The 25,571-nt window shown below is 35.7% G+C and carries 23 protein-coding genes; 16 read left to right on the top strand and 7 right to left on the bottom strand.

Annotation, left to right across the window (positions count from 1 at the left end; genetic code table 11):
• Window positions 1–72: 72 nt before the first annotated feature.
• The 5 genes from DRF65_RS15855 to DRF65_RS15835 form a co-directional block, all read right to left on the bottom strand.
• Window positions 73–1,620: a serine hydrolase gene (locus DRF65_RS15855; protein ID WP_115971742.1), complete on the bottom strand. Its 1,548-nt coding sequence runs from the start codon at window positions 1,618–1,620 to the stop codon at window positions 73–75.
• Window positions 1,621–1,899: 279 nt separating this feature from the next.
• Complete coding sequence (locus DRF65_RS15850; RefSeq protein WP_115971741.1) at window positions 1,900–3,183, bottom strand: hypothetical protein; 1,284 nt, start codon at window positions 3,181–3,183, stop codon at window positions 1,900–1,902.
• 10 nt (window positions 3,184–3,193) lie between these two features.
• The gene (locus DRF65_RS15845) at window positions 3,194–5,560 is read right to left on the bottom strand and encodes a TonB-dependent receptor (protein WP_115971740.1); all 2,367 of its coding nucleotides are present in this window, start codon (window positions 5,558–5,560) and stop codon (window positions 3,194–3,196) included.
• An 8-nt stretch (window positions 5,561–5,568) separates the two neighbouring features.
• On the bottom strand, window positions 5,569–6,858 hold the full coding sequence (locus DRF65_RS15840; protein WP_115971739.1) for a lysine N(6)-hydroxylase/L-ornithine N(5)-oxygenase family protein: 1,290 nt from the start codon (window positions 6,856–6,858) through the stop codon (window positions 5,569–5,571).
• A gap of 26 nt (window positions 6,859–6,884) precedes the next feature.
• Window positions 6,885–8,477 (bottom strand): GNAT family N-acetyltransferase, encoded by a 1,593-nt coding sequence (locus DRF65_RS15835; protein ID WP_115971738.1) that lies wholly within the window; start codon window positions 8,475–8,477, stop codon window positions 6,885–6,887.
• Window positions 8,478–8,866: 389 nt separating this feature from the next.
• Between DRF65_RS15835 and DRF65_RS15830 the strand changes: the two genes are divergently transcribed.
• The 6 genes from DRF65_RS15830 to rsmD all read left to right on the top strand — a co-directional run bounded on the left by DRF65_RS15830 (window position 8,867) and on the right by rsmD (window position 12,323).
• Window positions 8,867–9,331, top strand: coding sequence for a hypothetical protein (locus DRF65_RS15830; protein ID WP_115971737.1), 465 nt, complete (start codon window positions 8,867–8,869; stop codon window positions 9,329–9,331).
• 86 nt (window positions 9,332–9,417) lie between these two features.
• Complete coding sequence (locus tag DRF65_RS15825; RefSeq protein ID WP_115971736.1) at window positions 9,418–9,867, top strand: hypothetical protein; 450 nt, start codon at window positions 9,418–9,420, stop codon at window positions 9,865–9,867.
• On the top strand, window positions 9,867–10,364 hold the full coding sequence (locus tag DRF65_RS15820) for a metallophosphoesterase family protein (protein ID WP_115971735.1): 498 nt from the start codon (window positions 9,867–9,869) through the stop codon (window positions 10,362–10,364). The genes DRF65_RS15825 and DRF65_RS15820 overlap by 1 nt, the downstream gene beginning before the upstream one ends.
• A 74-nt stretch (window positions 10,365–10,438) precedes the next feature.
• Entirely contained in the window at window positions 10,439–10,933 is a 495-nt protein-coding gene (locus DRF65_RS15815; RefSeq protein WP_115971734.1) for a Smr/MutS family protein, read from the top strand.
• A gap of 18 nt (window positions 10,934–10,951) precedes the next feature.
• Window positions 10,952–11,668 carry a DUF3822 family protein gene (locus DRF65_RS15810; RefSeq protein ID WP_115971733.1) on the top strand — a complete coding sequence of 239 codons (717 nt, stop codon included), beginning with the start codon at window positions 10,952–10,954 and terminating at the stop codon, window positions 11,666–11,668.
• Window positions 11,669–11,750: 82 nt separating this feature from the next.
• A complete protein-coding gene (gene rsmD / locus DRF65_RS15805) occupies window positions 11,751–12,323 on the top strand; it encodes a 16S rRNA (guanine(966)-N(2))-methyltransferase RsmD (protein ID WP_115971732.1) in 573 nt (190 codons plus the stop codon).
• Here the strand turns inward: rsmD and DRF65_RS15800 are convergent.
• Window positions 12,320–12,667: a winged helix-turn-helix transcriptional regulator gene (locus DRF65_RS15800; protein WP_115971731.1), complete on the bottom strand. Its 348-nt coding sequence runs from the start codon at window positions 12,665–12,667 to the stop codon at window positions 12,320–12,322. The two genes, rsmD and DRF65_RS15800, sit on opposite strands and share 4 nt — an antisense overlap.
• A gap of 84 nt (window positions 12,668–12,751) precedes the next feature.
• Between DRF65_RS15800 and DRF65_RS15795 the strand changes: the two genes are divergently transcribed.
• Complete coding sequence (locus DRF65_RS15795) at window positions 12,752–13,351, top strand: nitroreductase family protein (RefSeq protein ID WP_115971730.1); 600 nt, start codon at window positions 12,752–12,754, stop codon at window positions 13,349–13,351.
• Window positions 13,352–13,396: 45 nt separating this feature from the next.
• On the opposite strand, the gene DRF65_RS15790 is transcribed toward DRF65_RS15795, so the two are convergent.
• Window positions 13,397–14,491, bottom strand: a complete 1,095-nt coding sequence (locus DRF65_RS15790) for a LacI family DNA-binding transcriptional regulator (protein ID WP_115971729.1) — start codon at window positions 14,489–14,491, stop codon at window positions 13,397–13,399.
• 183 nt (window positions 14,492–14,674) lie between these two features.
• Here DRF65_RS15790 and DRF65_RS15785 point away from each other — a divergent pair, with 183 nt between their 5' ends.
• The 9 genes from DRF65_RS15785 to DRF65_RS15745 all read left to right on the top strand — a co-directional run bounded on the left by DRF65_RS15785 (window position 14,675) and on the right by DRF65_RS15745 (window position 25,570).
• Window positions 14,675–15,625: a class II fructose-bisphosphate aldolase gene (locus DRF65_RS15785; protein ID WP_228438750.1), complete on the top strand. Its 951-nt coding sequence runs from the start codon at window positions 14,675–14,677 to the stop codon at window positions 15,623–15,625.
• Window positions 15,622–16,503, top strand: a complete 882-nt coding sequence (iolE, locus tag DRF65_RS15780; RefSeq protein WP_115971728.1) for a myo-inosose-2 dehydratase — start codon at window positions 15,622–15,624, stop codon at window positions 16,501–16,503. Before DRF65_RS15785 ends, iolE begins: the two co-directional genes overlap by 4 nt.
• Before the next feature lie 17 nt (window positions 16,504–16,520).
• Window positions 16,521–17,552, top strand: coding sequence for a Gfo/Idh/MocA family oxidoreductase (locus DRF65_RS15775; RefSeq protein ID WP_115971727.1), 1,032 nt, complete (start codon window positions 16,521–16,523; stop codon window positions 17,550–17,552).
• A 26-nt stretch (window positions 17,553–17,578) separates the two neighbouring features.
• Complete coding sequence (iolB, locus tag DRF65_RS15770) at window positions 17,579–18,445, top strand: 5-deoxy-glucuronate isomerase (RefSeq protein ID WP_115971726.1); 867 nt, start codon at window positions 17,579–17,581, stop codon at window positions 18,443–18,445.
• Between the two features lie 21 nt (window positions 18,446–18,466).
• Window positions 18,467–19,471: a 5-dehydro-2-deoxygluconokinase gene (gene iolC / locus DRF65_RS15765; RefSeq protein WP_115971725.1), complete on the top strand. Its 1,005-nt coding sequence runs from the start codon at window positions 18,467–18,469 to the stop codon at window positions 19,469–19,471.
• 21 nt (window positions 19,472–19,492) lie between these two features.
• Complete coding sequence (iolD, locus tag DRF65_RS15760) at window positions 19,493–21,373, top strand: 3D-(3,5/4)-trihydroxycyclohexane-1,2-dione acylhydrolase (decyclizing) (protein WP_115971724.1); 1,881 nt, start codon at window positions 19,493–19,495, stop codon at window positions 21,371–21,373.
• Between the two features lie 17 nt (window positions 21,374–21,390).
• Window positions 21,391–22,869: a CoA-acylating methylmalonate-semialdehyde dehydrogenase gene (locus tag DRF65_RS15755; RefSeq protein WP_228438748.1), complete on the top strand. Its 1,479-nt coding sequence runs from the start codon at window positions 21,391–21,393 to the stop codon at window positions 22,867–22,869.
• Between the two features lie 89 nt (window positions 22,870–22,958).
• Entirely contained in the window at window positions 22,959–23,936 is a 978-nt protein-coding gene (gene iolG / locus DRF65_RS15750; RefSeq protein WP_165852241.1) for an inositol 2-dehydrogenase, read from the top strand.
• A 26-nt stretch (window positions 23,937–23,962) separates the two neighbouring features.
• Window positions 23,963–25,570: a solute:sodium symporter family transporter gene (locus DRF65_RS15745; RefSeq protein WP_115971721.1), complete on the top strand. Its 1,608-nt coding sequence runs from the start codon at window positions 23,963–23,965 to the stop codon at window positions 25,568–25,570.
• Window position 25,571: the final 1 nt, after the last annotated feature.

The raw sequence follows: 25,571 nt of genomic DNA, 5'->3' as shown, positions 1-25,571 counted from the left end.
CCCTTGTATACAAAAAAGACGGGCAAAGCCCGTCCCTATTGAATACCTTTTGCTACTCTATTTTACTTGTAGCTATTTATTTCTCTTCAGATCCAGATCGTCAAAGTCAAAACTGAAATCTGTAACATCAGAAATCGCTTTTAATTTTGCAGTCTGCGCTTTTCCACTTTCATCATAATCGAATATAATATAGGCATCAGCATCATAGCTTCTGTCATCCCATTTAATGATGAATGAATTATTGGAATAAGGAAGCAGTTCTCCTTTCAATCTTGGTGAATTTTTACATGAAATTCTGTAAACACTTCCCTGCTGGGCAATATCTACATCACCGAACCAAACATCATTATAAGTTCCAGTAAACTGTTCTGCTTTTGGCTGAAGTGCTTTCTCTTTCTTAAAAGTTTCTGATTTTGCGAACGCTTCTTTCTTTTGTTTATTAAATTCTGCATCCATTTTTGATATTCTGTCTCCATATGTTTTCAGCCAGTTTCTGTCTGCCACTCCAAGGTAAGAATCTTTCACCGTATTGGTAATGGTATTGAATGCTGCTCCGGACTGCTGATTCGTCAATACCACTATTCCTAATTTAAGATCAGGAATTAAAGTAAACTGTGTTACGGTTCCAATCAGTCCGCCTGTATGCTGTACTTGTTTGTGACCTTTTACGTCACTTAGGAACCAACCTAAACCATATCCGTAGAAACTTGTGTCGTATGGATTTTTAGCAGCGACTCTATCTGGAATCTGTAAGCTCCAAAGTTGTTGAATATTTTTATCAGACACTAATTTCTTCCCGTCTTTGGTAGTGAAATTATTCAGCAAGCATTCCGCCCAGGTAGTCATATCTTTTATATTACTCAGGATTCCTCCGGCAGCATTTCCTGTTTCATTCCAATCGTGAGGAACCGCAATCGCTTTTCCGTCTACCGGAGCGTGAGCGTCAATTTTATTGGCAACAGCCTTCGCTCTGTTGTAGCTTCCAAAGCTGGAAGTCATTCCTACAGGTTTCATAATTCTCTGTTCGATAAACTCAGCCCAGCTTAATCCTGAGATTCTGTGGATAACTTCACCGGCAACAATGAACATAATGTTATTGTAATCTAACGTTGTTCTGAAAGGGTTTTCAGGCTTCAGATATCTTACATTGTGAACGATGTCATTAACGCTTAAATTCCCTCCTTCCGGAAAAAACATCAGGTCTCCCTGTCCTAACCCTAATCCAGCTCTGTGAGTAATCAGATCTTTGATGGTTACATTTTGAGAAACGTATGGATCATACATCTGAAATTCAGGAATATATTTTGAAACTTTATCGTCCCAGTTCAGTTTTCCTTCATCCGCAAGAATCGCCAGTGCCACACACGTGAAACCTTTGGAGTTGGAAGCAATTCCTACTAAGGTATTATCATCCATTGGCTGTTTTGAGGTAAGGGAGCGTACACCAAATCCTTTGGAATAGGTAACTTTTCCGTCTTTTATGATACCTACTGACATTCCCGGAACATCAAAGGTTTTCAGAGTATTTTGGATCAGATCATCCAGTTTTTTTTCTTCAACCTGTGCATTTGCTAATCCTACGGTTAAAAGAAAAATGAAAAAAGAAAATTTCTGCTTCATTATTTTTTTAATTTTCCCAAATTTAGTAAATAACCTGAGCCCGGGGTAAGAAAATTATGATTTATATGGAGAGAAGCCAGAAGATGGATGCAGGAAGTACTCTTAGACTATAAACAAAAGGGAGTTTTTATAAACCTAATCTGTAGCTCAAGCTGAACTTTAATAATCATGATTACGATAACTTCCAGCCTATTTACCTATCTCCCACAAAAAAGCCGGAAGTGAAATCTTCCAGCCGTCGTTAAATCAAATGATCCTAATGTACTAACAAAAAAGAAATTATTTTTTGGAAATGACATTCACTCCCATTAATCTTCCGCTTCCTTTAAGTTTAAATTCAACTTTTGTATTTTTAGATACAGGGTCATAAGAACTTAAACCTGAGAAATTATCTGCCTTATTATTAGACATGAAATAGATTCTGTTTTTATACAAGAACGGGTTTTGATAGTTGTAGAAGTTATCCACAGGAATATCAAGTTTTACCGCCTTCTTTGTCTGAACATCAATTTCGTTCCAGAACCAGATATCGTTTCTATAGCTTACCCCATGTCCTCCTGCATAATATGATGCACCTGTGGAAGGAATGGTAGTATAAATTTTATTATTATGAGCGAAGATTCTGTTAAACTCTGCTGGTTGAACAAAATTCTTCATATCAATTTCAAAACCAGCATCAAAGGTAGTCTGCCCATTCTTTATTCTAAGAATCTTTGATGAATAGGCTGCTTCCTGAGCTTTCATATCTGATATAGCTACCATATAGATATCTTTGGTTACCTCATCAATACTCCATAAAACATGGTCAGTGAAAAGCCCAAGGTTTGTAGCATTAGGATATTTGGTAACATTTTCCACTTTTTTGGTAGTCAGGTTATATACCGCAACTGCTACTTCTTTTACTACAGGTTTTATCTGCCAGTTCGTTCCTTTTTTACCGATTTGTAAATCAAGATACAGTTTATCGTCTCTCTTGATTAAAATTAGCTGTCCTGCAGCCTGATAAGATGTTTCTCCCGGTTCAAGTACAGCAGGGTCAATCGTTTGAGCCAATGAAGAAAGATCTATTTCTCCTGTACGCTGCATGGTTCCCGGATTAAAGGTCTGGATCTTAAGCATCCCTCTTGAGCCGTCCCAATAGTAACCTTCTGTATCACTGATCACGAGATAATTAGGTTCAAAGCCATTATTCTGAGTAGCAATAAAGCCTTTTGATGTAATATTTCCGGCATTATCAGAGGTAAGTTTAGAGAAACCTTCTTCTGAAGAGGCTGCACCACCAAGTCTGTAAATATTCTCTCCGAATGCTTTTCCTCCGGCTGAATATGCAATCTGGTAGAATGGTTTTTTGTCAGCTAATGAAAGTTCTCCCTGAGGCAACTCTGAGAATGAGTAAATATTCCCACCCCATCCTGCTGTACTGTTATAAATAACCCAGCTGTCTTTAGCTGTTGCCGTTGGTGGTTTCTGTTCTTCAATAGTGTCATCGTTGCTACTGCAATGAGTAAACAACAATAAACTTAACGCTGATAAAATTATCGAAAACGGTTTTGATTTTCTCATGATCATAATATTAAAAAATTGTATAAGTTAGTTTCAGATGATAAGATCTTGTAGGTTTCTGTGCATTATAATTATCGTAAAGTCTTTCATTCAGAAGATTATTAACACTAAAATTAATAGCCAGTTTAGGATCTGCCAGGAAATAGGTAACTCCTACTCCTGCATCTACCATTCCTGTTCTGCCATCATTAGGAACCAAAAGGTTACTGGAAGCTATAGTTTCTTTAGAAAATAATCCTGGTTCAAGATTTTTGGGTACCGGATACAGCATGAAACGATGAACGTAATTAATGTTATAATACAGTTCCACTTTATCTTTCATTTTTAAGATATCTGAAAAATTCACTCTCAGATAGTGATTCCCGAACAAGTAAGGAATATTCGGTTGTCTGGCATCCTCCCAAATACTTTCAGTACCGGAAAGGTTTTTAAGCCTTATATCCTGATAGGTAATATTGAATCCTGTCTGAATATTTTTGATTGGCTGATAATTGATCTCATACTCCAGTCCAAGGATTCTGTTGTCATAATAATTCTGATACCTTCCATAAGGATTATCAGGTATCATGAATATGGTGTTTTTGACGTTTCTGTAGAAGAGATTTAAACTGGTATTCAGCTTATAATTCGATGAAGTATAATCCAGAACAACGTTTACATTATCGCTTTTTTCCGGCTCCAGATCAAGATTTTCTTTGATTAAAATTCCATCTCCGAAAATTTCTGTTTCATCAGGAAGACGAACTGCTTTTTCATAGGATAATTTCAGGATAAAGTTTTTAGGTTTATAACTGATTCCTGCCATATAACCGGATGCATTTTTATGTCTGTCTGAATCCCATGTGAAATTATATTTATCCGTAGTATATCCTTTAGAACTGAAAAAATAATTCTTCACCCCAAGTACTGTTTCCACTTTGCGGTCGAGCCAATGAGATACCAATCCCAAAGCAGCAATATTTTTATTGTAGATCGCTGGTGTTTTAAGAACATCATCTCCGTATACATTGACAGCTCCATAAGGATCACTTCCTTTTCTTCTCTGGTAGAAATAGACATTTCCAAATTCCAGGCTGTGATTATTATTAATCCGGAAAGCGGCATTGAGCCTTGTATGAAACATATTGTAGTTCATCTTCAGATCATTTCCTTTATTGATCTCACCAACGCTGTTTTCATTACTGAAAGTATATTCTCCCAGCCAGTTGTATCTACGCCTACTAATATCCACAAAGGAATTGTTGTATCTGGCAAAGGCAGTCATCAGGTCCAGTTTAAGACGGTTGTCAAAGAACATTTTTTTATACTGAAGGTAACCCGTCACATTATTTTCTTTGGCGAAAGCTTCCCCGTAAGGTTTTCTCATTTCAAGATCATTTTGAATCTCTTTATAGAAATGAGAATAGATAAACCCGACTCTAAAATCATTGGCCCAGCTTTTATTTCTTACACCGGTGTATACTTCCATATAAGAAGCTTCAGTATCATCATGAAACCTTTTAGCTTCCACTTTTTTAAGATTAGCTGTTTCAGGATCTATAACTTCGCCGAGAATTTTATAATTGTTCTTTGAAAACACATAGCTTGCCTGTGTTCCTATGTAGAATAAACTGTCTTTTTTTCCTATAAATACTGCATTAAGATGAGATTTATAGGTACTGAATGATGCTATTTCATTTGAAATTTCCAGATTGTCCTTTTGTATAGGTTTGGAGATAAAATTAATCCCACCTCCCAAAGCATCCGATGCCAATGATATAGGCATCACCCCCTTGTAAATATCCACCCGGTCCAGCATATTTGGAGATAAAACATTAGGATTAAAACTGTGACCGTAAAATTCAATCGGCACTCCATCCCTGAAGATTCTGACTGCTTTTCCCTGAAGCCCGCCAAGATTCACTTGAAATCCGGAACCAACCCCGCCTTCTGTACGAAGCTTAACTCCGGTTGTCATATTCAGAATCTCTCCAATATTATTGGCCTGGCTTTTTACAGCCTGCATGTCAACAATTTTGACACTCAATGGGGTTTCTTTCAGTTTCTCCAGTTTCCTTTTACCTCTGATATAGACCTCATCAATCCGGTTTGCATCTGAAATCTCTATTTCATAATTCTGGCGTGACCGGCAGTTGATATTTAATGTATCATTATAAACAGCCTTATTATGATAAAATACAGATACCTTCACAGGACCATCCGCTAGCTCAGCAAAATCAACAGTTCCCTGTTTTGAAACCTTTTTCTTTTCACCGTTAATGACTACATATACCTCATCAGGGTTATAGTTTTTGATGTTTTTAACAGCTATGGTGATCGGGCAGGCAGCCAATGCTAAGGAAGAAAGTACGGAAATCAGAAAAAATATACGCTTCATCTATCAGTTTATATGGTTTCTAATGCTCCGAAATGCTGAAAAGCAATATTCTTCTCCAATGGATAATATTCGTGACCTAATACTTTGTTGATAATGATGGCATTACGGTAAGGTCCCATGCCAAGATCTGATGTGATAATTCCCTGAGAGTCTACACAACCGTTCTGCATAAATATTTCATTATCATTTACATCAACTGTATAGTCTTCTGAGGATAATAATGTGCCATCGTTCTGACTTTTGTTCAGACGACCTTCAATAGGCTGTAAAAAACGGGGAACTTCATATCTGTAACCTGTAGCCAGAATAAGATAATCGGTATCTACAGAAAAGTTTTTTTCTTCCTCCAGATGCTTCATATTCAGTGTATAGCTTTTATCATACGACATCTCTTCGAGCAAACTGTTGGTCAGTATTTTTACAGGAAGTGGCTGTTCTTCTTTCATCTGCTGATGATAAAGCTCATCATAAATTGTGCTTATCAGCTCATCATTAATCCCTTTATAAAGAATATCCTGCTTATTGATTACTTCTCTTCTTTTGTTTAAAGGAAGCCTGTTGAAGTAGGAAATATAATCCATGGAAGTAAATTCATAAGTGAATTTTGAATTTTCCATTGGAAAGAATCTGTCTGCTGCGGTTACCCAATTCAGCTTTAAGTCTAATTCCGGTCTGGCTGAAAGAAGATCAAAGAATACTTCTCCCCCACTTTGTCCTGATCCCAATACCGTAATGGTACTTCCTTTCTTTATATATTGTTTTCTGTGTAAGTATTCGGAAGAGTGGAAAATATGTTCTTTAGAAAAATCTTCTGTTATTTTAGGAACATTAGGAATAGAGCCTACTCCTAATACTATTTTATCCGTGAGATACACTTTCTTTTCACAATTGATAAGATCAATTACTGAAACTTCATAGCATTCATGAGTGTCATTATAATCTATTTCTGTAACGGTGTGGCTGAAATTAAGACTTTCAATTTGTGAAGCCACCCATTTACAGTAAAGGTTATATTCCATTCTGGTTACATAAAAACTCTCCTTAAAACAGAAACGGAAAATTTTCCCTTGCTCTCTTAAATAATTGATATATGTAAAAGGACTTTTAGGATTTACAATTGTTACCAGATCCGCCAGGAAAGGAACCTGAAGCGTTGTTCTCTCGATCATCAGACCACTATGCCATTCAAATCTGGGAGCTTTGTCAAAAAATATGGTTTTCAGATCATGTTCTTCAAGCAGAGCAGCAAGGCTTAGATTGAAAGGGCCTATTCCTATACCAATGATATCGTATTTCATAAATTATCTTTTTCAGTATTCAAGTATTATGTTGTAATATTTATTTTCAGGACGGAGTTCTTAAAAATATCTTCCGTTGTTTCATAGAATTTTTCACGGTCCAGGAAAGTCAGATTGGATGTTTTGTAAGGAAGGGCCAGCGATCTGTTGAATTCGCATCCTACTTTGGTTATCAGATTATGAGTTCCTTTATGAGACGCAGACGCCTCACCTATCATTCTTGTCAGCTGTGGGAAAGAGAAGAAATATTCCATGCACATAGCTAATGCATAAGTTGAAAAATGTGGAATTTTTTCTTTTGCCGGAGCGATGAGCATATGGAATCCATAATCTCCCGGATTGAAACGGTAGTACTTTCCTACCTCATCTTTTACTGCCCAATACAGTTCCAGGGTAAAAATAGGAGTCCCATTCAGAAGGCCAATGTAAGGATGAGAATAATCAACACCCATATGTTTGATGTAAGCTTCCTCAAATTCCCACTTATCCACATCCATCTCCCAGTATTTTTTAGCATAATCCATATTAGACCATTCATGAAGAAACTCCATATCGGTTTCCGGATTAAAAGCACGAAGGGTAATTTCTAATGTCCCGTTATTGAAGTATCTTTTATGCAGTATTTCCCCATAATCAGGCTTTATAAGCTTTTTGGAATAACTTTTAGGATTGATAAGAAAATTATGTTGTCTGATGTATTCTTTCCAGATGTCTTTATTTACGCTGTAAGCCTGTTTAAGAAAAAGTCTGGCTTCAATCATTTCGTAAATAAAGTCCATAGCCTCACCATATATTTCCTTCAGAGAATCAATTTCAGCATCTATAATCTGATAAAGGACTTCCTCTTCAATGGATCCTAAATAAGCAAGATGTCTGAGAACCGGATATAGGTTATAGTATACTACATGAGTTCTGATAAAGTTTTCTGCTTTTTGATTTCTGATGGTAGATCCGCCTGGAATATACTCATCAAAACTAACTTTTACCTTATCTGTATTCTGCTGAATAAACGTGTGTTCGATATTGCTGTTATAGATGACCCCTTCTTCAATATACTTCCCTACCGCCATCTTTAATAATGAATGGGTATATTCTGAAAACCAACGGATAATAGCTGCCTTTTTATCGTAAGCTGTCTCCAAAGGAATATTCTTCGAAATAAATTCCAATAGATTATTATTGTACCCAAAAAATGTAAAGACTTTCCCTGCTTTAACAGAATCTTTATTCTCTACAGTTGTATGCCCCTGGTCAAAATGCTCGTTAAATTCTTCAGAAAAGTATTTGATATAAGCATCCTCAGGATTTTCTACGGTAGTATTTCCTTCATAAACTGTAAATATCAGAAACCGGTAAGCTTCTTCAGCGCTGATCCTTGTGATTTCGCCCATTTTCTTTTCTCTATATCCTACTTCATCCCCTAAAAGATGAATTCCGGTAGTAGAAAAATGCTTTACAGGAACTATCAGATAAGAATCTTTACCTGTAATATTAATTCGGATGAATTTACTTTCAGAACAACTGTTCATGAACGTTGACAACTCTTCATCAAACTTTGGTATAAGGTCAAAATAATACCAGTTTTTGCTTTCCAATAAGTATAAACCGACACTCATCATTATTTTTGTTTAGATTAAATAAAAATTAAGACAAATATATACATATTTTTCACCCAGCAAAAGAATTATTTAAAATACCGAAAACGAACAATTCAAAACATTGATTATCAATTATATGAAATAAATAACTCAAATTAATTAATACACCAAAAAGTGAATACATTCATTTTATCAATCCCTTTTTTTAATAACAAAGAGCAATTTTAATATTCTTAAAAAAATAAATTTAAGAATTAAACAAAAAAACAATAGAAAAACAGAAAATGTCTCAATAAGAGACTTTATGAAAAATTTAAGTGTCTGTGACAAGGTTATATTCAATAGAAAACTTTCAGTCTTCTATTGAAAAGCGTAATTTTGCTGATAGTAAAGTGTAATTATTTTAAAGTATGAAAAAGTCAATCTCCATTCTTCTCTTGTTATTTTTTGCAGTTGGTTTTATGAAAAGCCAGGATAAAACATCTGACCCTTTTCTTTTGCAGACCTGGAAGCTGAATACACTGGACAACTATATTTACACTTACGAAAAACAGTCTATTTTTAATGCTAAAATTCCTGGTTTAAAATTTAGTAAAAACGGAAAAATCATCGGAAACCTAAGTAAATCAGCCAATGGATATGATATTAAGCAAGACTTTCCGGGCAAAGCTTCGAAACTGGAACGTTATACGGGAAACTGGAAAAAAATCTCAGATACTACCATTGCTATTATGTTTTCTTCGAATAACAGTATGAATGGAACTTTTGTGATCTCTAGACTTACCGAAAGCGGATTGAAACTAAGAAAACTCTTCAGTGCAGACATTGAAAAGAAACTTGATTCTATACGAAGAACCAAAAATATTTCTTACTAATACTTAATTGGCTTTGTTGCATCGTAAAATTCAATCAGAATCTTTTTATCAAAGCTTCTTTATATTTGCAATTTAAAATAGTAAAAATGACAATAAACAGATTATTCGCCTTCTTCTTATTGCTGATGGGCTGTAATTTATATTTTTCTCAGGAAGTCTCAATCAAAGATGATAAAGTACTTTTGGATGGGAAACAGATTCTAAAAGCAGAAAAGATCAATATTACACAATACTCATTCTTTTCTATGAAAGATGACGAAGAGGTATTGATGTACAAATACATGGATAATGAAACACCAAAATACGTAAGTGACGATTACTTTATCCTGAACTTTTTGACAGAAAAAACCAAGGTAGAATCTACTGATCTAGCAAAAATCGCCAATTTTATGAACTCCAAAAAAGGAATGGAAAAACTTATAAAATGGCTGCTCAAAGAAAGAGTGATCAATCAGAATGGGGAATTGAACCCTGACCGTGTTACAATATTTAAAGAAAAATACGACGAAAATATTACTCAAAGAACCCTTAGATAATGACAAAAATCCTTCTCCTATCTGATTCTCATTCCTATATAGACGACCGGATCCTGGAATATGCATCTCAGGCTGATGAGGTATGGCACTGCGGAGATTTTGGAAGTATGGATGTTATTGAACAGCTGGAAAAAATAAAACCTTTAAAAGGAGTCTATGGAAATATTGATAACGCCAAAATACAGTCTGAGTTTCCGGAAGTCAACCGTTTTTTCTGTGAAAAACTGGAAGTTTTAATGATTCACATTGGTGGGTATCCCGGAAAATATACTCCATTAACGAAAAAGGAAATGACTGAAAAAACTCCCAGACTATTTATATCCGGACATTCCCACATTTTAAAAGCGATGTATGATCAGAAGAATAATCTTTTGCATCTGAATCCCGGGGCCTGCGGAAAACAGGGATGGCACAAAGTGAGAACTATGATGCGGTTTGTGGTGGACGGTGAGGAAATAAAGGATTTAGAGGTTATTGAATTAGGGCCGAGAGTATAAAAAATTGGAGTAAACCTAACAGGTTTTTGAAACCTGTTAGATTTAGAGCCTGAAAACGAAGTATCATTAACAAAATGAAAATAGGAGATACAGTTTCTGTAGTGGATGAAGATTTAAGCGGAGTGGTAACTTCCGTGAAGGGAAATATTGTGGTTTTTAAAGATCAATATGGCTTTACCCATCAATATCCTAATGAAAAACTGGTTCCCAAGAATGCTGATCTTTATGAAAACATCCGCATAATAAGGAAAGCAGAACCTAAAAAAACTATTTCTAAAAAACATCAGAGAAATCATTTGGTTATAGACCTGCATTTTCATAATTTGGTAAAGAATCCTGATGATTATGATAGCTTTGAAAGGTTGTTTATTCAAAAGGAAAAACTGATTGAAGTGATAGAGTTTTGCAGAAAAAACAACCTGAAACGCCTGGAGATCGTCCACGGAATCGGAGATGGCATTTTACAGAGAATGGTTCGGGATGTTTTGGAAAGCCTGGTTAATGTTGATTTTTATAATAAGGAAATACTTCACCATCAATCGGGTGCGGTAATGGTAGAATTTCACTAAATTTGCAGGAATTGAAATATGAACGTACTTAATTTACTTTTTACCAAAGACGGATTGATCTATCAGATTGTTAAAAACAAAAGCATTCTGGAAGAAAAGTCTTATTTCGTTACAGAAGAAACACCGGCGAACCTTATTGAGGATAAACTGGATGAAGTTCTTATCCAACAGCGTTATGAAGAAATCCAGGTGATTTCTGCACTGAATCATTTTACACTGATGCCGGAAGGTTTTTCGGATCATGATGCAGGGTTTGATCTGATCTCATTCAATGCACCTGCTGACAGAGAGAAAGAAGAGCTGATGCTTTCTATCAACAAAAAATTCAATATTCAGTTTTACTATACTTTTCCAAAGAATTACTACAAGAAAATAAAGGAACTGGCGATACCAGTACATTTTAATTTTTCCGGGGAAAAGTTTTTAAGTTCTATCAACAATAAAAATAATAAAGAGATTCATATCAATCTTTACCATAATCAGTGTGAGTTTTTTGCCATTGATAATAAGAAGATCATCCTGTATAACAATCTGGATGTAAATTCTGAGGTTGATTTCCTTTATTTCATCATGTTTACGTTAAGCAAAATAGGTTTCGGAATCAATGAAACCAGTTTTTACGCTTATGGTGAAACTACGGAAAATGAAACATTTATATCCGAGCTTCAGAAGTTTGTGAGAAACCTGAAAATCGTTTATGACAATATTCCTAATAAGAATTTTATACTTAATTAGGTTATAATTTGCAGGAAATAGGGATAAAGCCCAAGCATAATCACCTGCCATCTATAATCTATTACATAAACCCTAATACAACATGTTCAGAATAATATCAGGCAAGTGGAAAGCCAAAAAAATTGCCGCTCCCAAGAACTTTGACGTAAGACCAACCACGGATTTTGCGAAAGAAGCCTTATTCAGTATTTTGGAAAACAAATACGATATGCAGTCGATTTCCGTATTGGATCTTTTTGCAGGAATCGGTTCTATTTCCTTCGAACTTGCTTCCAGAGGATGCCAGGATGTCACCTCAGTTGAGATGAATCCAAAACATACAGCATTTATAAACACTACCGCTTCAGAGCTTGATATGTCTCTTCAGATCAATGTACAGAGGGGTGATGTATTTGACTGGCTGAAAAAGTTCAGAAATAAGAAATCCTTTGAAATTGTTTTTTCTGATGCTCCATTTGAAATGGAAGAGAAAAAATACTACGAATTAATTTCTTTAGTTCTGAATAATAAGTTCCTGAAAGAAAACGGAGTTCTGATTGTAGAACATCAAAGTCGTATGAAACTGGAGCATCCTAATTTAGTAGATACCAGAAAATACGGAAACGTAAGTTTTAGTTTTTTTGACCCAAATAAAGAAGATAATCAGGAACTTTAGTTCTTGATTATTTTTTTTGAATTATCCGGAGCTGCTATTCCCCATTGGGTAATCGCTTCCAGGACAGGCAACAGCGTTCTTCCAAAGTCAGTTAAAGTATACTCTACCATCAAAGGTGGTTTTTCTGTATATACTTTTCTGTCGATGATGTTATCTTCCTCCAGTTGTTTAAGCTGAAGACTCAATGTTCTTTCTGTAATTGTCGGAATATCTTTTCGCAGTTCGTTATATCTTTTCGCACCACTAATAAGATGATGTAAAATTACAGCCTTCCATTTTCCCCCTATAAACCGCATGGTTACACTTGTACAGCAAGGGTAGGATTTGTTATCTATTATATACATTTTTATACTATCATTTTTAACCGTTATTGCAAAGTTAAGAAACTTAAATTAATTTTGTAACTATAAAAATGATAGTATAAAATTATGAACTTTTTAGACAAAATGAAAACAAGATATACTGTAAAAAAGTATAACCCAAACGGCAATATCAGTGAAGAGCAAATTTCTCAATTGAAAGAAATTCTAAACTTAAGCCCATCTTCCATCAACAGTCAGCCATGGAATTTTATCTTTACTAACCGTAGTGAGTTGAAATCAAAACTGGCAGAAGTTTCTTACATCAACAAAGAAAAAGTAATTGACTGCAGTCACCTGATTATTTTTCAGGTTCTTAAAAATCCTGAAGATTTTGAAAAACAGATTGAGGAAAACTTACCTGAAGGTGCTGTAAATTATTACAGAAACAGAGTAAAGCCTAAAGGGGAAGCATTTGTAAAATCATGGCTGGGACACCAAGTCTATCTGTCATTGGGCATACTACTTTCAGCCTGTGCAGCTATGGGAATTGATTCCACTCCAATGGAAGGGATAGAGCCTGAACTGTATGATGAGATTCTGAAGAATGATCAATATGAAACGCTTTTCGCTGTTGCTATTGGAGAAAAAATGGACACGGATGCCAATCAACCGAAATTTAATCCAAAATCAAGATTGAAAGCTGAAAAAGTAATTATCGAAGCATAAAATTCAGCCAAATCCACATATTAGGATTCCGGAATATCATATGCCTCAATGCATATGGTATTCCAAATTTTCTTTTGTTATAATATGTATTGGTGACATATAAACTGTATTCAAATCCTCACCATGAACAAGGTGTTCAAACATAAGCCTAACACTTTTATACCCTTGTTGAAAAGGTTCCTGACCAATCAGAAAAGTAATAATATCTTTATTTAGAAATTTTTTATTTTCGTTGGTTACATCATATCCTACCATCAGGTCCAATTTTATATTATTTACCTCAAGATACTGCGCTGCTTTATCAATGATATTAGATGGAAAAAACATTCCGCCAATATCTTTATAGACTTCTAAACTCTTGCCCAGTGATTCATGAAACTGCGGTATATTTTTATTGGGTATTCTAACTTTTTCAACTTTAACGTGAGAAGGATTTTCTGAAAAAAAATTCATAAAACCTTGCACACGCTGATCCAACCCATAGTAATTATTAAAGTCTTCTAAAACTTCTATGATTAAAACACGCGGTTTTTCAATATTCTGAGCAATATGAAAAAGCTGTGCTGCAACTCTTCCACTTCCAAATGAGTCTTGTCCCACAAAAGAGATATTATTAAATCCTTTCAGAGGAACATTTAGAAACAAATAAGGAATATTAAGTTTATTCAATATATCACTCCTTTCTTGTGTCTCTTTTACAAAATGAGGTGCGATAATAATTCCATCAAGGTTTTTATTCTTGAGAATCTTGTCCAATTCTTTACTATAAGAATCTACATTAAATTCATCAAAATATGAAATAGAGACCTTCATTCCGTAACTGGAAACTTCTTCAATAGCTTTAAGAACTCCTTTTTTAGGATATTCCCAAAATGGGCTGGCAGCATTAAATAATGGCATCAAAACCGCTACATGATATATTTTATTAAGTGCCAAATTACGTGCAATAACATTAGGTTTAAATCCTCCAACCTGTTCTATTATTTCTATCACTCTTTTTTGGGTACTTTCTGCTACCCCTCCTCTATTATGCAGTATACGATCTACCGTTCCAGGGGAAACATCAGCCAATCGGGCAATCTCCTTAATTGTCAAAATATATGATTTAATATAAGTAACAAATATAGCAACATTTTTCATTTTTTCCTCTTCTCAAAGCACCTTAAAAACAATAAAAAAGCAAAAATTAAAATGAACTTTTAATAAATATTTTGCTATTTACAAATAAATATATAAATTCGTGTTCGAACACATTAATAAATTATTAAACAAAATTGCTAAATAATTAACTATAATATAATTAGAAACACAACTTAATTAACAATGATGAAAATTAATTCAGCAACCCTCTTAAAAGAAGCTTACGGGAAGTTTTGTATTCCGGCAATCAACGTTTCTATGCCCGAGCAGGTATATGCTTTGTTCAGCACAGCACAGAGAATGAATGCACCTTTTATTATTCAGACAACTCCTGCAGCCAGAGAATACATGCATCCCGTAATACTTCTTAATTATGTAAAAGCTGCTGCCAAACTATATCCGAATGTTCTTTTTGCTCTACACCTGGATCATGGCAATGAGTCTCATATTCATGACGCAATAGCATCAGGAGAGTATACTTCTGTAATGATTGATGCTTCTCATGATCCTTTGGAAAAAAATATTGAGCGAACAAAATTAATTACAACTCAGGCTCATCTTAAAAATATTTCTGTGGAAGCAGAACTTGGAGTGTTAAGCGGTGTAGAAGATCATTTGAATATAGATGAAGAGAATGCGCTTTACACCAACCCTGCTGATGTAGAATATTTTGTAAAAGAAGCAGGATGTGACAGCCTTGCTGTTGCCGTAGGTACAAGTCATGGAGCTTATAAATTTTCCGGAGGTAAAGGCCTTCGTTTCGATCTGCTAAAAGAAATTCAGCAAAGAGTACCTGGATTTCCAATTGTTTTACACGGCGCATCTTCTATAGATAATGAAGAAGTAAAACGAATTAATGCTACGGGAGGAAAAATAAAAGAAGATGCAAAAGGAATAACTGAAGAAGAAATAAGAAGAGCTATTCCCTATGGTATATGCAAACTCAATATCGCTACGGATCTCAGAATATTATGGATAAGAGTATTCAGAGAATATTTTCAGAACTACCCTGATCAATTGGATCCGTTAAAACCAGGCATTCAATATGTCGAAGAATTAAAAAAACTATTCGAAAAAAAATTTGAAATATTAGGCAATAGCAATAAAACACAACTATATATAAAAAACTTATGATACAATTAGGAATTGCTCCAATTGGCTGGACTAATGACGACATGCCAGAACTAGGAAAAGACATTACTTTTGAGCAGTGTGTTAGCGAAATGGCACTGGCAGGCTATAAAGGCTGTGAGGTAGGAAATAAATATCCCAAAGATCCCTCTGTCTTAAAAAGGCATCTCGATATCAGAGGACTTACAATCTGTAACCAATGGTTTAGTTATGAATTCACATCCAAACCTTACGAAGAAGTAAAAAAAGGATTTGTTGAACTACTAAATTTTCTAAAACATTTTGATACAAAAGTAGTAGGTGGTGCAGAATGTGGAAATACCATTCAGGGAGAATACAACACTCCTGTCACTCAGCGAAAAAAAGTAACCAATGAGGATTGGAAAAAACTAACCACTGGTCTAAATGAACTTGGAAAAATAGCATTGAATGATTTCGGTATAAAACTATCTTACCATCACCATATGGGGACAATGGTCCAAACCATCGAAGAAACAGAACGTCTTCTGAACGAAACACAAGAGGAATATGTAAACCTTAACTATGATTGTGGTCACTTCGATTTTTCCAACGAAGATCCAATAGAAGCTCTGAAAAAATTTATTGGGAGAACCAAACACATCCACTTTAAAGATGTAAGACAGAACATTAAAGAACAGGTTTATAAAGAGAATATCAGTTTCTTAAAGGCTGTAAAAATGGGTATCTATACAGTTCCGGGAGATGGTAACCTTAACATGAAGCCTCTAGCTGACATCATCCATAACAGCAGCTACGAAGGATGGATCGTAGTAGAGGCAGAACAAGATCCTGCCAATGCTAATCCTTTTGAATATGCTCAAAAAGGGTATCAATTTATGACCGAAATTCTAAAATTCTAAAAAAAGAAAAGCACTGTATGAAAAAACTGAATACCGGAATTGTCGGACTTGGTAGACTAGGTAAGGAATATGTCAAAAACCTCACCTATTTGGTTCCCAATGCTCATGTGATTGCAGCATGTAGTATCAAAAAAGAAGAACTGGATCATGTAAGAGAGACCTTTCAAGTTCCTAATCTATATACTTCTTACGAACAAATGCTTGAGCAGCAAACAGATATGGATGCTGTAATAATAGTAACATCTACGGATCAGCATGCAGACCAAATCATAAAAGCAGTACAGGCCGGGTATCATGTTTTTTGTGAAAAGCCTCTTGCTCTCAATATAGAAGACTGTATACGTGTCGAAAAGATCGTCACCCAATACCCTGACCGGATTACCATGCTGGGATTTGTCCGAAGGTTTGACTCCAGCTATGCTGAAGCCAAACTCAAAATCAATGAAGGATTGGTAGGAACTCCTTATCTTTTGCGTTCCCAGACAATAGACAAAGATACTTTTGCTCCGTTTCAAATTGAATTTTGCACCACTGGTGGTGGAATCTTTCATGATTATAATGTACATGATATTGACCTTGCACATTGGTATCTGGGCTCCAGAATTGAAAAAGTATGGGCCCTGGGAGGAGCTTATAGATTCCCCGAATTTGGCTTGGCAGGAGATGCAGACAATACAGCTGCAATGTGTGAGCTGCAAAACGGAACCATAGCGGTATTACTGGCATCCAGAATTTCCTCTTTCGGACACAACACCAGTACAGAAATTTTTGCAACAGAAGGCAATTTGAAAATAGGTGACCCTCCGGTAAAAAACATGCTTCAAATAGCAGATAAATATGGTATCCGAAGAGAAGGAATGGAAACATTCTTTGACAGATTTCAAGATGCATTTCTAACACAGATCCAATCTTTTGTTGATCATGTCTTAGAAAACAAACAACCTGAGCTTACGATGAACAATGCAACGAACGCCACTCTTGTGGCTACCGCATTAACAAAATCCTTCAAGGAGAAAAAACCGATCATTATTGCTGACTTAGTCTCTTAGATCAAAAACCTTTAATAAGAACACAAATGAACATTTTAATAAAACCTCAAAAACAAAAAATTTATCAAACAATTTCTGCTGAAAACGCAGGCTGGACATGGCTAAATTTTGAAACCCGTCTTATGGGCCCAAACGAAACCTGGGCCTATGATACGGGAGGGAACGAGATGGTTATTGTATTATTATCTGGCAATTACAAAGTAAAAAGCAACAGAGGAAATTGGGAAATCAAAAACGGAAGAAAAAACGTCTTTGAGGGGGTAGCACATACTCTTTATCTTCCAAGAAAAACACAATTTACGCTGATATCAACTTCTGAAGTCTTAGATATCGCTTATTGCTGGTGCAAGGCTGATAGTGATTTTGAACCCCAACTAATCACTCCTGAAGAAACGCCTACCGTAATTTTTGGTGGAAGCAATGCCACCAGACAATTCAATGACCTCATCCCACCAGGATTTGGATGCTCCCGAATTGTATGCCGAGAAGTATATACCCCATCCGGAAACTGGAGCTCATTCCCAGCCCATAAACATGACGAAAGAATTGTAAACAACGAGGGACAATTGCAGGAAGCTCAGCTGGAAGAAATCTACTTTTATAAATTTCAAAAGCCTGAAGCTTATGCCATTCAACAGATTTATACAAAAGATGAGAAGGATTCCTTAGATGAGATAGTACGGGCTAGAAATAATGATGCAGTGTTAGTTCCAAAAGGATATCATCCTGTGGCAGCTGCACATGGCTACCATTGTTATTATTTAAATTTTCTCGCAGGTTCAGATCAGTCTCTGGCCAATACAACCGACAGTGATTATCAATGGATTTTTGATTCATGGAAGGAAAAGGATCCTCGTCTTCCTTTGGTAACTCCCGCCATGAATAATCAATAAACGATTAATAAAAAGTAAAAAATGAAATTTGACCTAATAACATTCGGAAGAGCCAGCATAGATTTATATTCCAAAAATATCGGCGCTGAGTTTAATGATATCCAATTACTAAGTACAGCTATTGGCGGTTCCCCTGTCAATATCTCTGTGGGTGCACAGAGATTAGGGCTTAAAACCAGCATTGTTACAGCAATTGGGAATGACCCTGTAGGTGGTTTTATTATTAATACGCTGCAACAGGAAAGAGTAGATGTTTCTCTTATTAATACAATTGAAGGTACTACAAGTACCGCCGTAGTTTGCGGTATTGTACCTCCTGATAAATTTCCATTGGTATTTTATCGGGACAAAGCTCCTGATAATTACATCACAATTGATATGGTAAATACAATAGATTTTGCACAACACAGATCCTTTTTAATGACTGGTACTGCATTGTCTGTAGAACCTACCCGAAGTGCGGCTATTTATGCTACTGAAAAAGCCAGAGCTAAAGGAACAACAATATTTTTAGATATTGATTTCAGAGCCAACCTATGGCATGATGTAAGAGCATTTGGAGTAACCCTTCGCCAATATCTTCCGCTTTGTGATATTGTTATCGGAACAGAAGAAGAACTTTTAGCCATGGGCCTTACAGATTCTGATCAGGTAAAAATTAAAGACAGTGCTATTTCTTCCCCTACCATAGAAGGAGATATCAATGTCGTAATAAAACAAATATTATCCTCAGGAGTTAAGCTTTTATTAGTAAAAACAGGAGCTAAAGGAGTTATAGCTTATTATCCTGATGGCAAAGAAGAAAGTATTCCCGGATTTCCTGTAGAAGTTGTCAATGTATTGGGAGCCGGAGATTCATTCGCTTCAGGGTTTATCTATGGATATCTGCAAAATTGGGGCACTTATAAATCTGCCCGCCTTGCCAATGCTTGCGGTGCATGGATCGTAACTAAGCAGGGATGCAGTAATTATGCTCCCACATATGACGAAATTATCCAATTTATTGAGGATAAAGGAGGCTTTTAAATCTATCAACCCCCTAAAATTATGAAAACGAAAAAATTAACTGTAGCCCAGGCTACCATTGAATTTTTAAAAAATCAATACACAAAAAGAGATGATAGGGAGCAACAGTTTTTTGCAGGATGCTTCGGAATTTTTGGTCATGGAAATGTTGCAGGATTGGGAGAAGCGTTGAAACAAAATCCAGACTTTACATACTACCAGACCCGACATGAACAAGCCATGGTGCATACTGCTGCAGCTTATGCAAAGATGAAAAACAGGTTGCAAACTTTTGTATGTACAACATCCATAGGACCGGGAGCTCTCAATATGATCACTGCTGCTGCTGGAGCTACTATTAACAGGCTCCCTGTATTATTGCTTCCCGGAGATTTTTTTGCAACCCGCTCAGCATCTCCATTATTACAGCAATTAGAATCCTGTCAGAGTCAGGATATTTCTGTCAATGACTGCTTCAAACCCATTTCAAAATATTGGGATCGTATCCAACGTCCCGAACAGCTTACTTCATCCTTACTTGAAGCGATGAGGGTTCTCACATCACCAGCAGAAACCGGAGCTGTTACCTTGGCTCTTCCTCACGATGTACAAACAGAAGCTTATGATTTTCCTATATCACTTTTTGAAAAAAGAGTTTGGTACATTCCGAGGCCTTTACCTGACTTCCAATTATTACAATACGCTGCAAACCTTATCAGAAAATCAAAAAGACCAATGCTTATTGCAGGAGGTGGAGTCATCTACTCTGAAGCAGAAGAAGAATTAAAATCATTTGCAGAACGATTCGGGATTCCAGTTGTTGAAACTTATGCGGGGAAAGGTTCATTACATTATGAGCACCCTCTTAATCTTGGAGCAATAGGAGGAACAGGAACCAAAGGTGCTAATAAAATTGCAGAAGAGGCAGATCTGGTCATTGGAATAGGTACTCGTTATGGAGATTTTATGTCCGCTTCAAAATCAGCCTGGAGAAATCCAGATGTCACTTTCATCAATATCAACATTACAGAAGTTGACGTTTTCAAGCATAGTGCCGTTCCTTTACAAGGAGATGCAAGAGAAACTCTCAAGACCTTAAAGGATGTAATTGGAGATTATTGTACAGAAAAAAATTATGTAGAACAGGTACATAATTATCACAAAGAATGGGATGAAATAGTAACAAAAATATATGAGTGTGAAAATCCAGATCATCCGGTACAGGCAGAATATATAGGAGCTCTTAATGATTTTATAGATGATAAAGATGTTGTTCTATGCGCAGCAGGTTCTCTGCCAGGAGATCTACATAAACTTTGGAGAACCAAAAGCTCAAAAGGTTTTCATCTTGAATATGGAAATTCATGCATGGGGTATGAAATACCCGGAGGGCTTGGGGCTAAAATGGCAGATCCAGACAGGGAAATATATGTAATGTGCGGTGATGCTACCTATCTTATGATGCCTTCTGACTTGATTACTACATTACAGGAAGGTTATAAAATCACCATAATACTCATCAACAATGGCGGATACGCTTCTATAGGAGGACTTTCAAAAGCTGTGGGTGAAGAAGGCTTCGGAACTTACTTTAATTATAGAAATGAAAAAACAGGTCAGTTAGACGGAGATCCAATTATGACGGATCTGGCCAAAAATGCAGAAAGTCTAGGAGCTACAGTTTTCCGACCACAAAATATAGATGAGTTTAAGGAAAGCCTTATAAAAGCTAAAAATAATAAGGAATCAACTGTTATTTACGTAGAAACCATCAGGGATAGAAAGCTTCAGGGCTATGCTTACTCATGGTGGGAGGTACCTGTTCCTGAAATATCGGTTTTTCCTGAGGTCATTGAGGCCAGAAAACAGTATGAGCTAGATAAGCAGAAACAAAAACAATATATAAAACCTAATCAATATTAATTATTCAAATAAAATCAATGATGAAAACATTAGAAAATTACATTAACGGGCAATGGGAAAGGAGTAATTCAACTCAGCAAATCCCAATATACAACCCAGCAAATCAGGAAATAACAGCACAAGTACCTTATGGTCCAGATACCGTAAAAGATGTTCATAAAGCAATAGAACACGCCCATAAAGCTTATTTAGAGTGGAAAGATGTTCCTGCAATGAGAAGAGTACAGCCACTATTTAAAATGAAAACTTTATTGGAAGATCATAAGGAGGAAATTGCTAAACTCATTACTAGTGAATGCGGAAAAACCTATGCTGAGTCTTTAGGGGAGCTACAAAGAGCAATTGAAAATATTGAAGTAGCATGTGGAACCTATGTTCTTAATCAGTCTGAGTTTTCAGAAAATATAGCTCCGGGAATTGATGAATTTATGATCAGACAACCATTAGGAGTTTGTGCTTGTATTACTCCTTTTAACTTTCCTGGAATGATCCCTTTTTGGTTTCTCCCTTATGCTATTGCTACCGGAAATGCTTTTATCCTAAAACCATCAGAAAAAGTTCCTACTGCCATGCAGTATATATTTGAACTCATTGACAAAAATTTAGACCTGCCAAAAGGTTTACTAAGTCTTGTCCACGGAGGAAAAGATTCTGTAGATGCATTACTACAACATCCAGATGTAAAAGCTATTAGTTTTGTAGGTTCTACTCAGGTTGCCAGATATATTTATTCTGAAGGAGCTAAATACGGGAAACGAGTACAAGCACAAGGAGGAGCAAAAAATCCAATCGTTATTATGCCTGATGCTGACATTGATATGACTACAAAAATCATAACTGATTCAGTATACGGATGTGCAGGACAACGATGTCTGGCCGCTTCAATCATTATTACAGTAGGTGACAATAAAAATATAAAAGACTCACTAGTAGAAGCTGCAAAATCAAGAAAAGTAGGCTACGGACTAGAAAAAGATATAGAAATGGGACCTGTAATTTCTAAAGAAAGCAAAAGCAGAATTGAATCCCTTATTCAAAAAGGAGTTGCCGAAGGAGCAAATATTTTAGTGGATGGAACTAACAAAAATGTTTCAGGATTTGAAAATGGCAATTTCCTTTATCCAACCATTTTAGAAAACGTGCCTTTAAATAAAGAAATTATCTCTACTGAAATCTTCGGTCCGGTAATGACTTTACTTAATTTTAAATCTATGGAGGATTCAATTCAATTTATCAATAGTGGACGCTATGGAAATATGGCCTGTATTTTTACACAAGACGGTCTTTCTGCACGTCAATTCCGTAGTCAAGCTATGGCTGGAAATATAGGAGTAAATGTAGGAGTTGCCGCTCCTGTAGCACAATTTCCATTTTCAGGATGGAAAGACTCCTTCTTTGGAGATCTTCATGCACAAGGTAGACACGGAATTGAATTTTACACTCAAACAAAAGTTGTTATTGAGCGCTGGCCAAAAACCTGGTCAAGAACATTCTAATTTTCTCATATACATTTTAACGCAAAAATAAATATCCCGTAAAACTATGGGATACAGTAATCAACAATATAAATGAAACAATAAATAAAGTGAACAATAAATTAAAAATAGGCATAATAGGGCTTGGAAGAATAGGACAAGTACATCTTGCTGCGCTAAAAACATTAAAGGATGTGGATGTTGTGGCTATATCTGACATTTCACCAGATCTTATAAAAAAGACAGTAGAAGAATATCAAATTCCTAACTTTTATACCGACTATCGCCTGCTATTGCATCAAAAAGATATTGATGCGGTATGGATATGCTCTCCTACTACTTATCATTTTACTCAAGTGAAGGAGGCATTGGATAACAATAAATTTGTATTCTGTGAAAAACCTCTGGATGCTGAGCTTAGTAAGATAGAAACTCTCATTAATTCTTACTCTGATCTTTCATTACGGCTTATGGTAGGTTTTAATCGTCGGTTTGATCCAGATTTTGCTACCGTAAAGAAAAGACTTCAAGAAATTGGTAAACCAGTCATTATTAAAATAACAAGTAGAGATCCTTTCCCTCCTTCTGCTGAATACAGCAGACAGTCTGGTGGCATTTATAACGACATGAGCATTCATGATCTGGATATGGCACGCTTTATAAGTGGAAGTGAGGTAGAAGAAGTCATTGCCATAGGCTCAAAAAACTATACAGAAGATATAGATACAACGCTTATTACTCTGAAGTTTAAAAATGGGATCATTTGTAATATAGACAATAGCCGGAAAGCATCCTATGGTTACGATCAACGTCTGGAAGTACTGGGACATGATGGAATGATTTCCGCAGAAAACAAAAAAATAACCAATGTTCAATTTTACTCTGACAGTAATATTCAAAGTAGCGTCTTAGAGCCTTTTTTTCTTGAAAGATATAAACAGTCATATATAGAGGAAGCCAAAGAATTTATCACAGCTATAAAGGAAAAAAAAGAATTCCCTTCTACTGCAAATGATGCTCTTCAGGCTTCAATACTAGCCAATGCCTGCGGCCAATCATTAGAAAAAAAGCAAATGATTTTTCTATAAAAAATTAACAATTAAATCTTAATATCATGTTTACCATACTAATCCCTTTTCTGTTATTTACCGCCGGAGTAGCTTTCATTTCATGGTGGTATACCCGAAAAACCGAATTGACACATTCTTCCATTGGATATTTTTTGGGAGGACGAAATCTTAGTGCGATTTTAATTACAGCCTCATTGTTGCTTACAAACTTATCTACGGAGCACTTAGTCGGACTTAACGGAAGTGCATACGCCTTTGGAATGGAAGTAATGGCATGGGAAACTTTAGCTGCTTTAGCTTTAGTACTTATGGCAGTTTACTTTCTTCCGAGATACCTTAAAATGGGATTGGTTACTATCACAGAGTTTTTAGAACTTCGTTATGATAAACAGACTAGGGTAATCTGTTCCGGATTATTCCTTCTGCTCTATATAACAACTCTTCTTCCTATTGTACTCTACACAGGAGCTATTTCTTTAGAAAGTATTTTCAATGTTTCAGAAAATCTAAATATTGATAAATTTACAGCTATGATCATGATGGTAGTAGGAATTGGTATTTTAGGATCATTATATGCTATTCTAGGAGGTTTAAAAGCTGTTGCCATTTCAGACCTTATTAACGGAATAGGCCTTATCATTGGAGGATCGTTGATCCCTATACTCGCTTTTTATAAAATAGGAGACGGAAGCTTCACAACTGGGGTACATACAGTATTTGAAGCTGTTCCCGATCGTTTCAACGCTGTAGGGGAATCCACCTCAGATGTCCCATTTTCCGTAATTTTTACAGGAATGTTTATTCCCCAGATATTTTATTGGACCATGAACCAGTCTATTATCCAGAGAGCATTTGCTGCAAAAAACTTGGCTGAAGGACAAAAAGGAGTATTATTGACTGCTTTTTTTAAAATTTTCATTCCTTTCATTGTTGTTGTACCAGGTATTATTGCATTTTATTACTTTAAAAATAGTCTTAATGATCCAGACTATGCCTATCCCGAATTGGTAAAGGCAGTACTCCCGACTAGTGCTATTGGTATTTTTGCTGCAATAGTTGTAGGGGCTATCTTAAGTACTTTTAACGGTGCATTAAACAGTGCTTCTACATTATTTTCTATTGACATTTACAAAGGCTATATAAAACAAGATGCCAGTGAAACTGAAATTGTCAAATTTGGAAAAAAAAGTGGAACTATTATGGCAATAGTATCTATGATTATCGCTCCATTTATCAGTATGGCGGGTAAAGGACTGTATATCATACTCCAAGAATTCAGTTCAATTTTCAACATGCCTATTTTTGCGATTATAATAGCAGGTTTATTATTGCCAAAAGTTTCTGCAAAAGCAGCTAAAATAGGATTAATATTCGGTACTATACTTTACTTATTCTCTAAATTTGGCTTGGATGCGATGGGAATACATATTCATTTCTTACATCGTTTAGCTGTCGCATTTTTTGTAACGATTATAACACTGATTATTGCAAGTAAATATTATCCTAGAAAAAATAATTTTATCATTCAGGATACAGGAGCTATCAATGTAGAAAATTGGAAATATTTAAAACCTGCCTGCATTTTTATTGCAATCCTTACTATTCTGGTATTCGTTCTTTTAAGCCCATTAGGAATCATACCTAAACAATAAG

The organism is Chryseobacterium pennae (assembly GCF_003385515.1).
In the GTDB taxonomy this organism is placed as follows: domain Bacteria; phylum Bacteroidota; class Bacteroidia; order Flavobacteriales; family Weeksellaceae; genus Chryseobacterium; species Chryseobacterium pennae.
Note: the sequence above shows the minus strand (reverse complement) of the source record. Positions and strands in the feature narration are given on the sequence as shown.

Bases quoted from the DNA above. Each gene is read 5' to 3' on its own strand.
- iolE (WP_115971728.1), top strand. From the start codon at position 15,622: ATGATACAATTAGGAATTGCTCCAATTGGCTGGACTAATGACGACATG.
- DRF65_RS15855 (WP_115971742.1), bottom strand. From the start codon at position 1,620: ATGAAGCAGAAATTTTCTTTTTTCATTTTTCTTTTAACCGTAGGATTA.
- DRF65_RS15835 (WP_115971738.1), bottom strand. From the start codon at position 8,477: ATGATGAGTGTCGGTTTATACTTATTGGAAAGCAAAAACTGGTATTAT.
- DRF65_RS15790 (WP_115971729.1), bottom strand. From the start codon at position 14,491: ATGAAAAATGTTGCTATATTTGTTACTTATATTAAATCATATATTTTG.
- DRF65_RS15850 (WP_115971741.1), bottom strand. From the start codon at position 3,183: ATGAGAAAATCAAAACCGTTTTCGATAATTTTATCAGCGTTAAGTTTA.
- DRF65_RS15815 (WP_115971734.1), top strand. From the start codon at position 10,439: ATGAAAATAGGAGATACAGTTTCTGTAGTGGATGAAGATTTAAGCGGA.
- rsmD (WP_115971732.1), top strand. From the start codon at position 11,751: ATGTTCAGAATAATATCAGGCAAGTGGAAAGCCAAAAAAATTGCCGCT.
- iolB (WP_115971726.1), top strand. From the start codon at position 17,579: ATGAACATTTTAATAAAACCTCAAAAACAAAAAATTTATCAAACAATT.
- iolC (WP_115971725.1), top strand. From the start codon at position 18,467: ATGAAATTTGACCTAATAACATTCGGAAGAGCCAGCATAGATTTATAT.
- DRF65_RS15825 (WP_115971736.1), top strand. From the start codon at position 9,418: ATGACAATAAACAGATTATTCGCCTTCTTCTTATTGCTGATGGGCTGT.
- DRF65_RS15795 (WP_115971730.1), top strand. From the start codon at position 12,752: ATGAACTTTTTAGACAAAATGAAAACAAGATATACTGTAAAAAAGTAT.
- DRF65_RS15745 (WP_115971721.1), top strand. From the start codon at position 23,963: ATGTTTACCATACTAATCCCTTTTCTGTTATTTACCGCCGGAGTAGCT.
- DRF65_RS15820 (WP_115971735.1), top strand. From the start codon at position 9,867: ATGACAAAAATCCTTCTCCTATCTGATTCTCATTCCTATATAGACGAC.
- DRF65_RS15845 (WP_115971740.1), bottom strand. From the start codon at position 5,560: ATGAAGCGTATATTTTTTCTGATTTCCGTACTTTCTTCCTTAGCATTG.
- DRF65_RS15775 (WP_115971727.1), top strand. From the start codon at position 16,521: ATGAAAAAACTGAATACCGGAATTGTCGGACTTGGTAGACTAGGTAAG.
- DRF65_RS15800 (WP_115971731.1), bottom strand. From the start codon at position 12,667: ATGTATATAATAGATAACAAATCCTACCCTTGCTGTACAAGTGTAACC.
- DRF65_RS15840 (WP_115971739.1), bottom strand. From the start codon at position 6,858: ATGAAATACGATATCATTGGTATAGGAATAGGCCCTTTCAATCTAAGC.
- DRF65_RS15785 (WP_228438750.1), top strand. From the start codon at position 14,675: ATGATGAAAATTAATTCAGCAACCCTCTTAAAAGAAGCTTACGGGAAG.
- DRF65_RS15810 (WP_115971733.1), top strand. From the start codon at position 10,952: ATGAACGTACTTAATTTACTTTTTACCAAAGACGGATTGATCTATCAG.
- DRF65_RS15755 (WP_228438748.1), top strand. From the start codon at position 21,391: ATGATGAAAACATTAGAAAATTACATTAACGGGCAATGGGAAAGGAGT.
- iolD (WP_115971724.1), top strand. From the start codon at position 19,493: ATGAAAACGAAAAAATTAACTGTAGCCCAGGCTACCATTGAATTTTTA.
- DRF65_RS15830 (WP_115971737.1), top strand. From the start codon at position 8,867: ATGAAAAAGTCAATCTCCATTCTTCTCTTGTTATTTTTTGCAGTTGGT.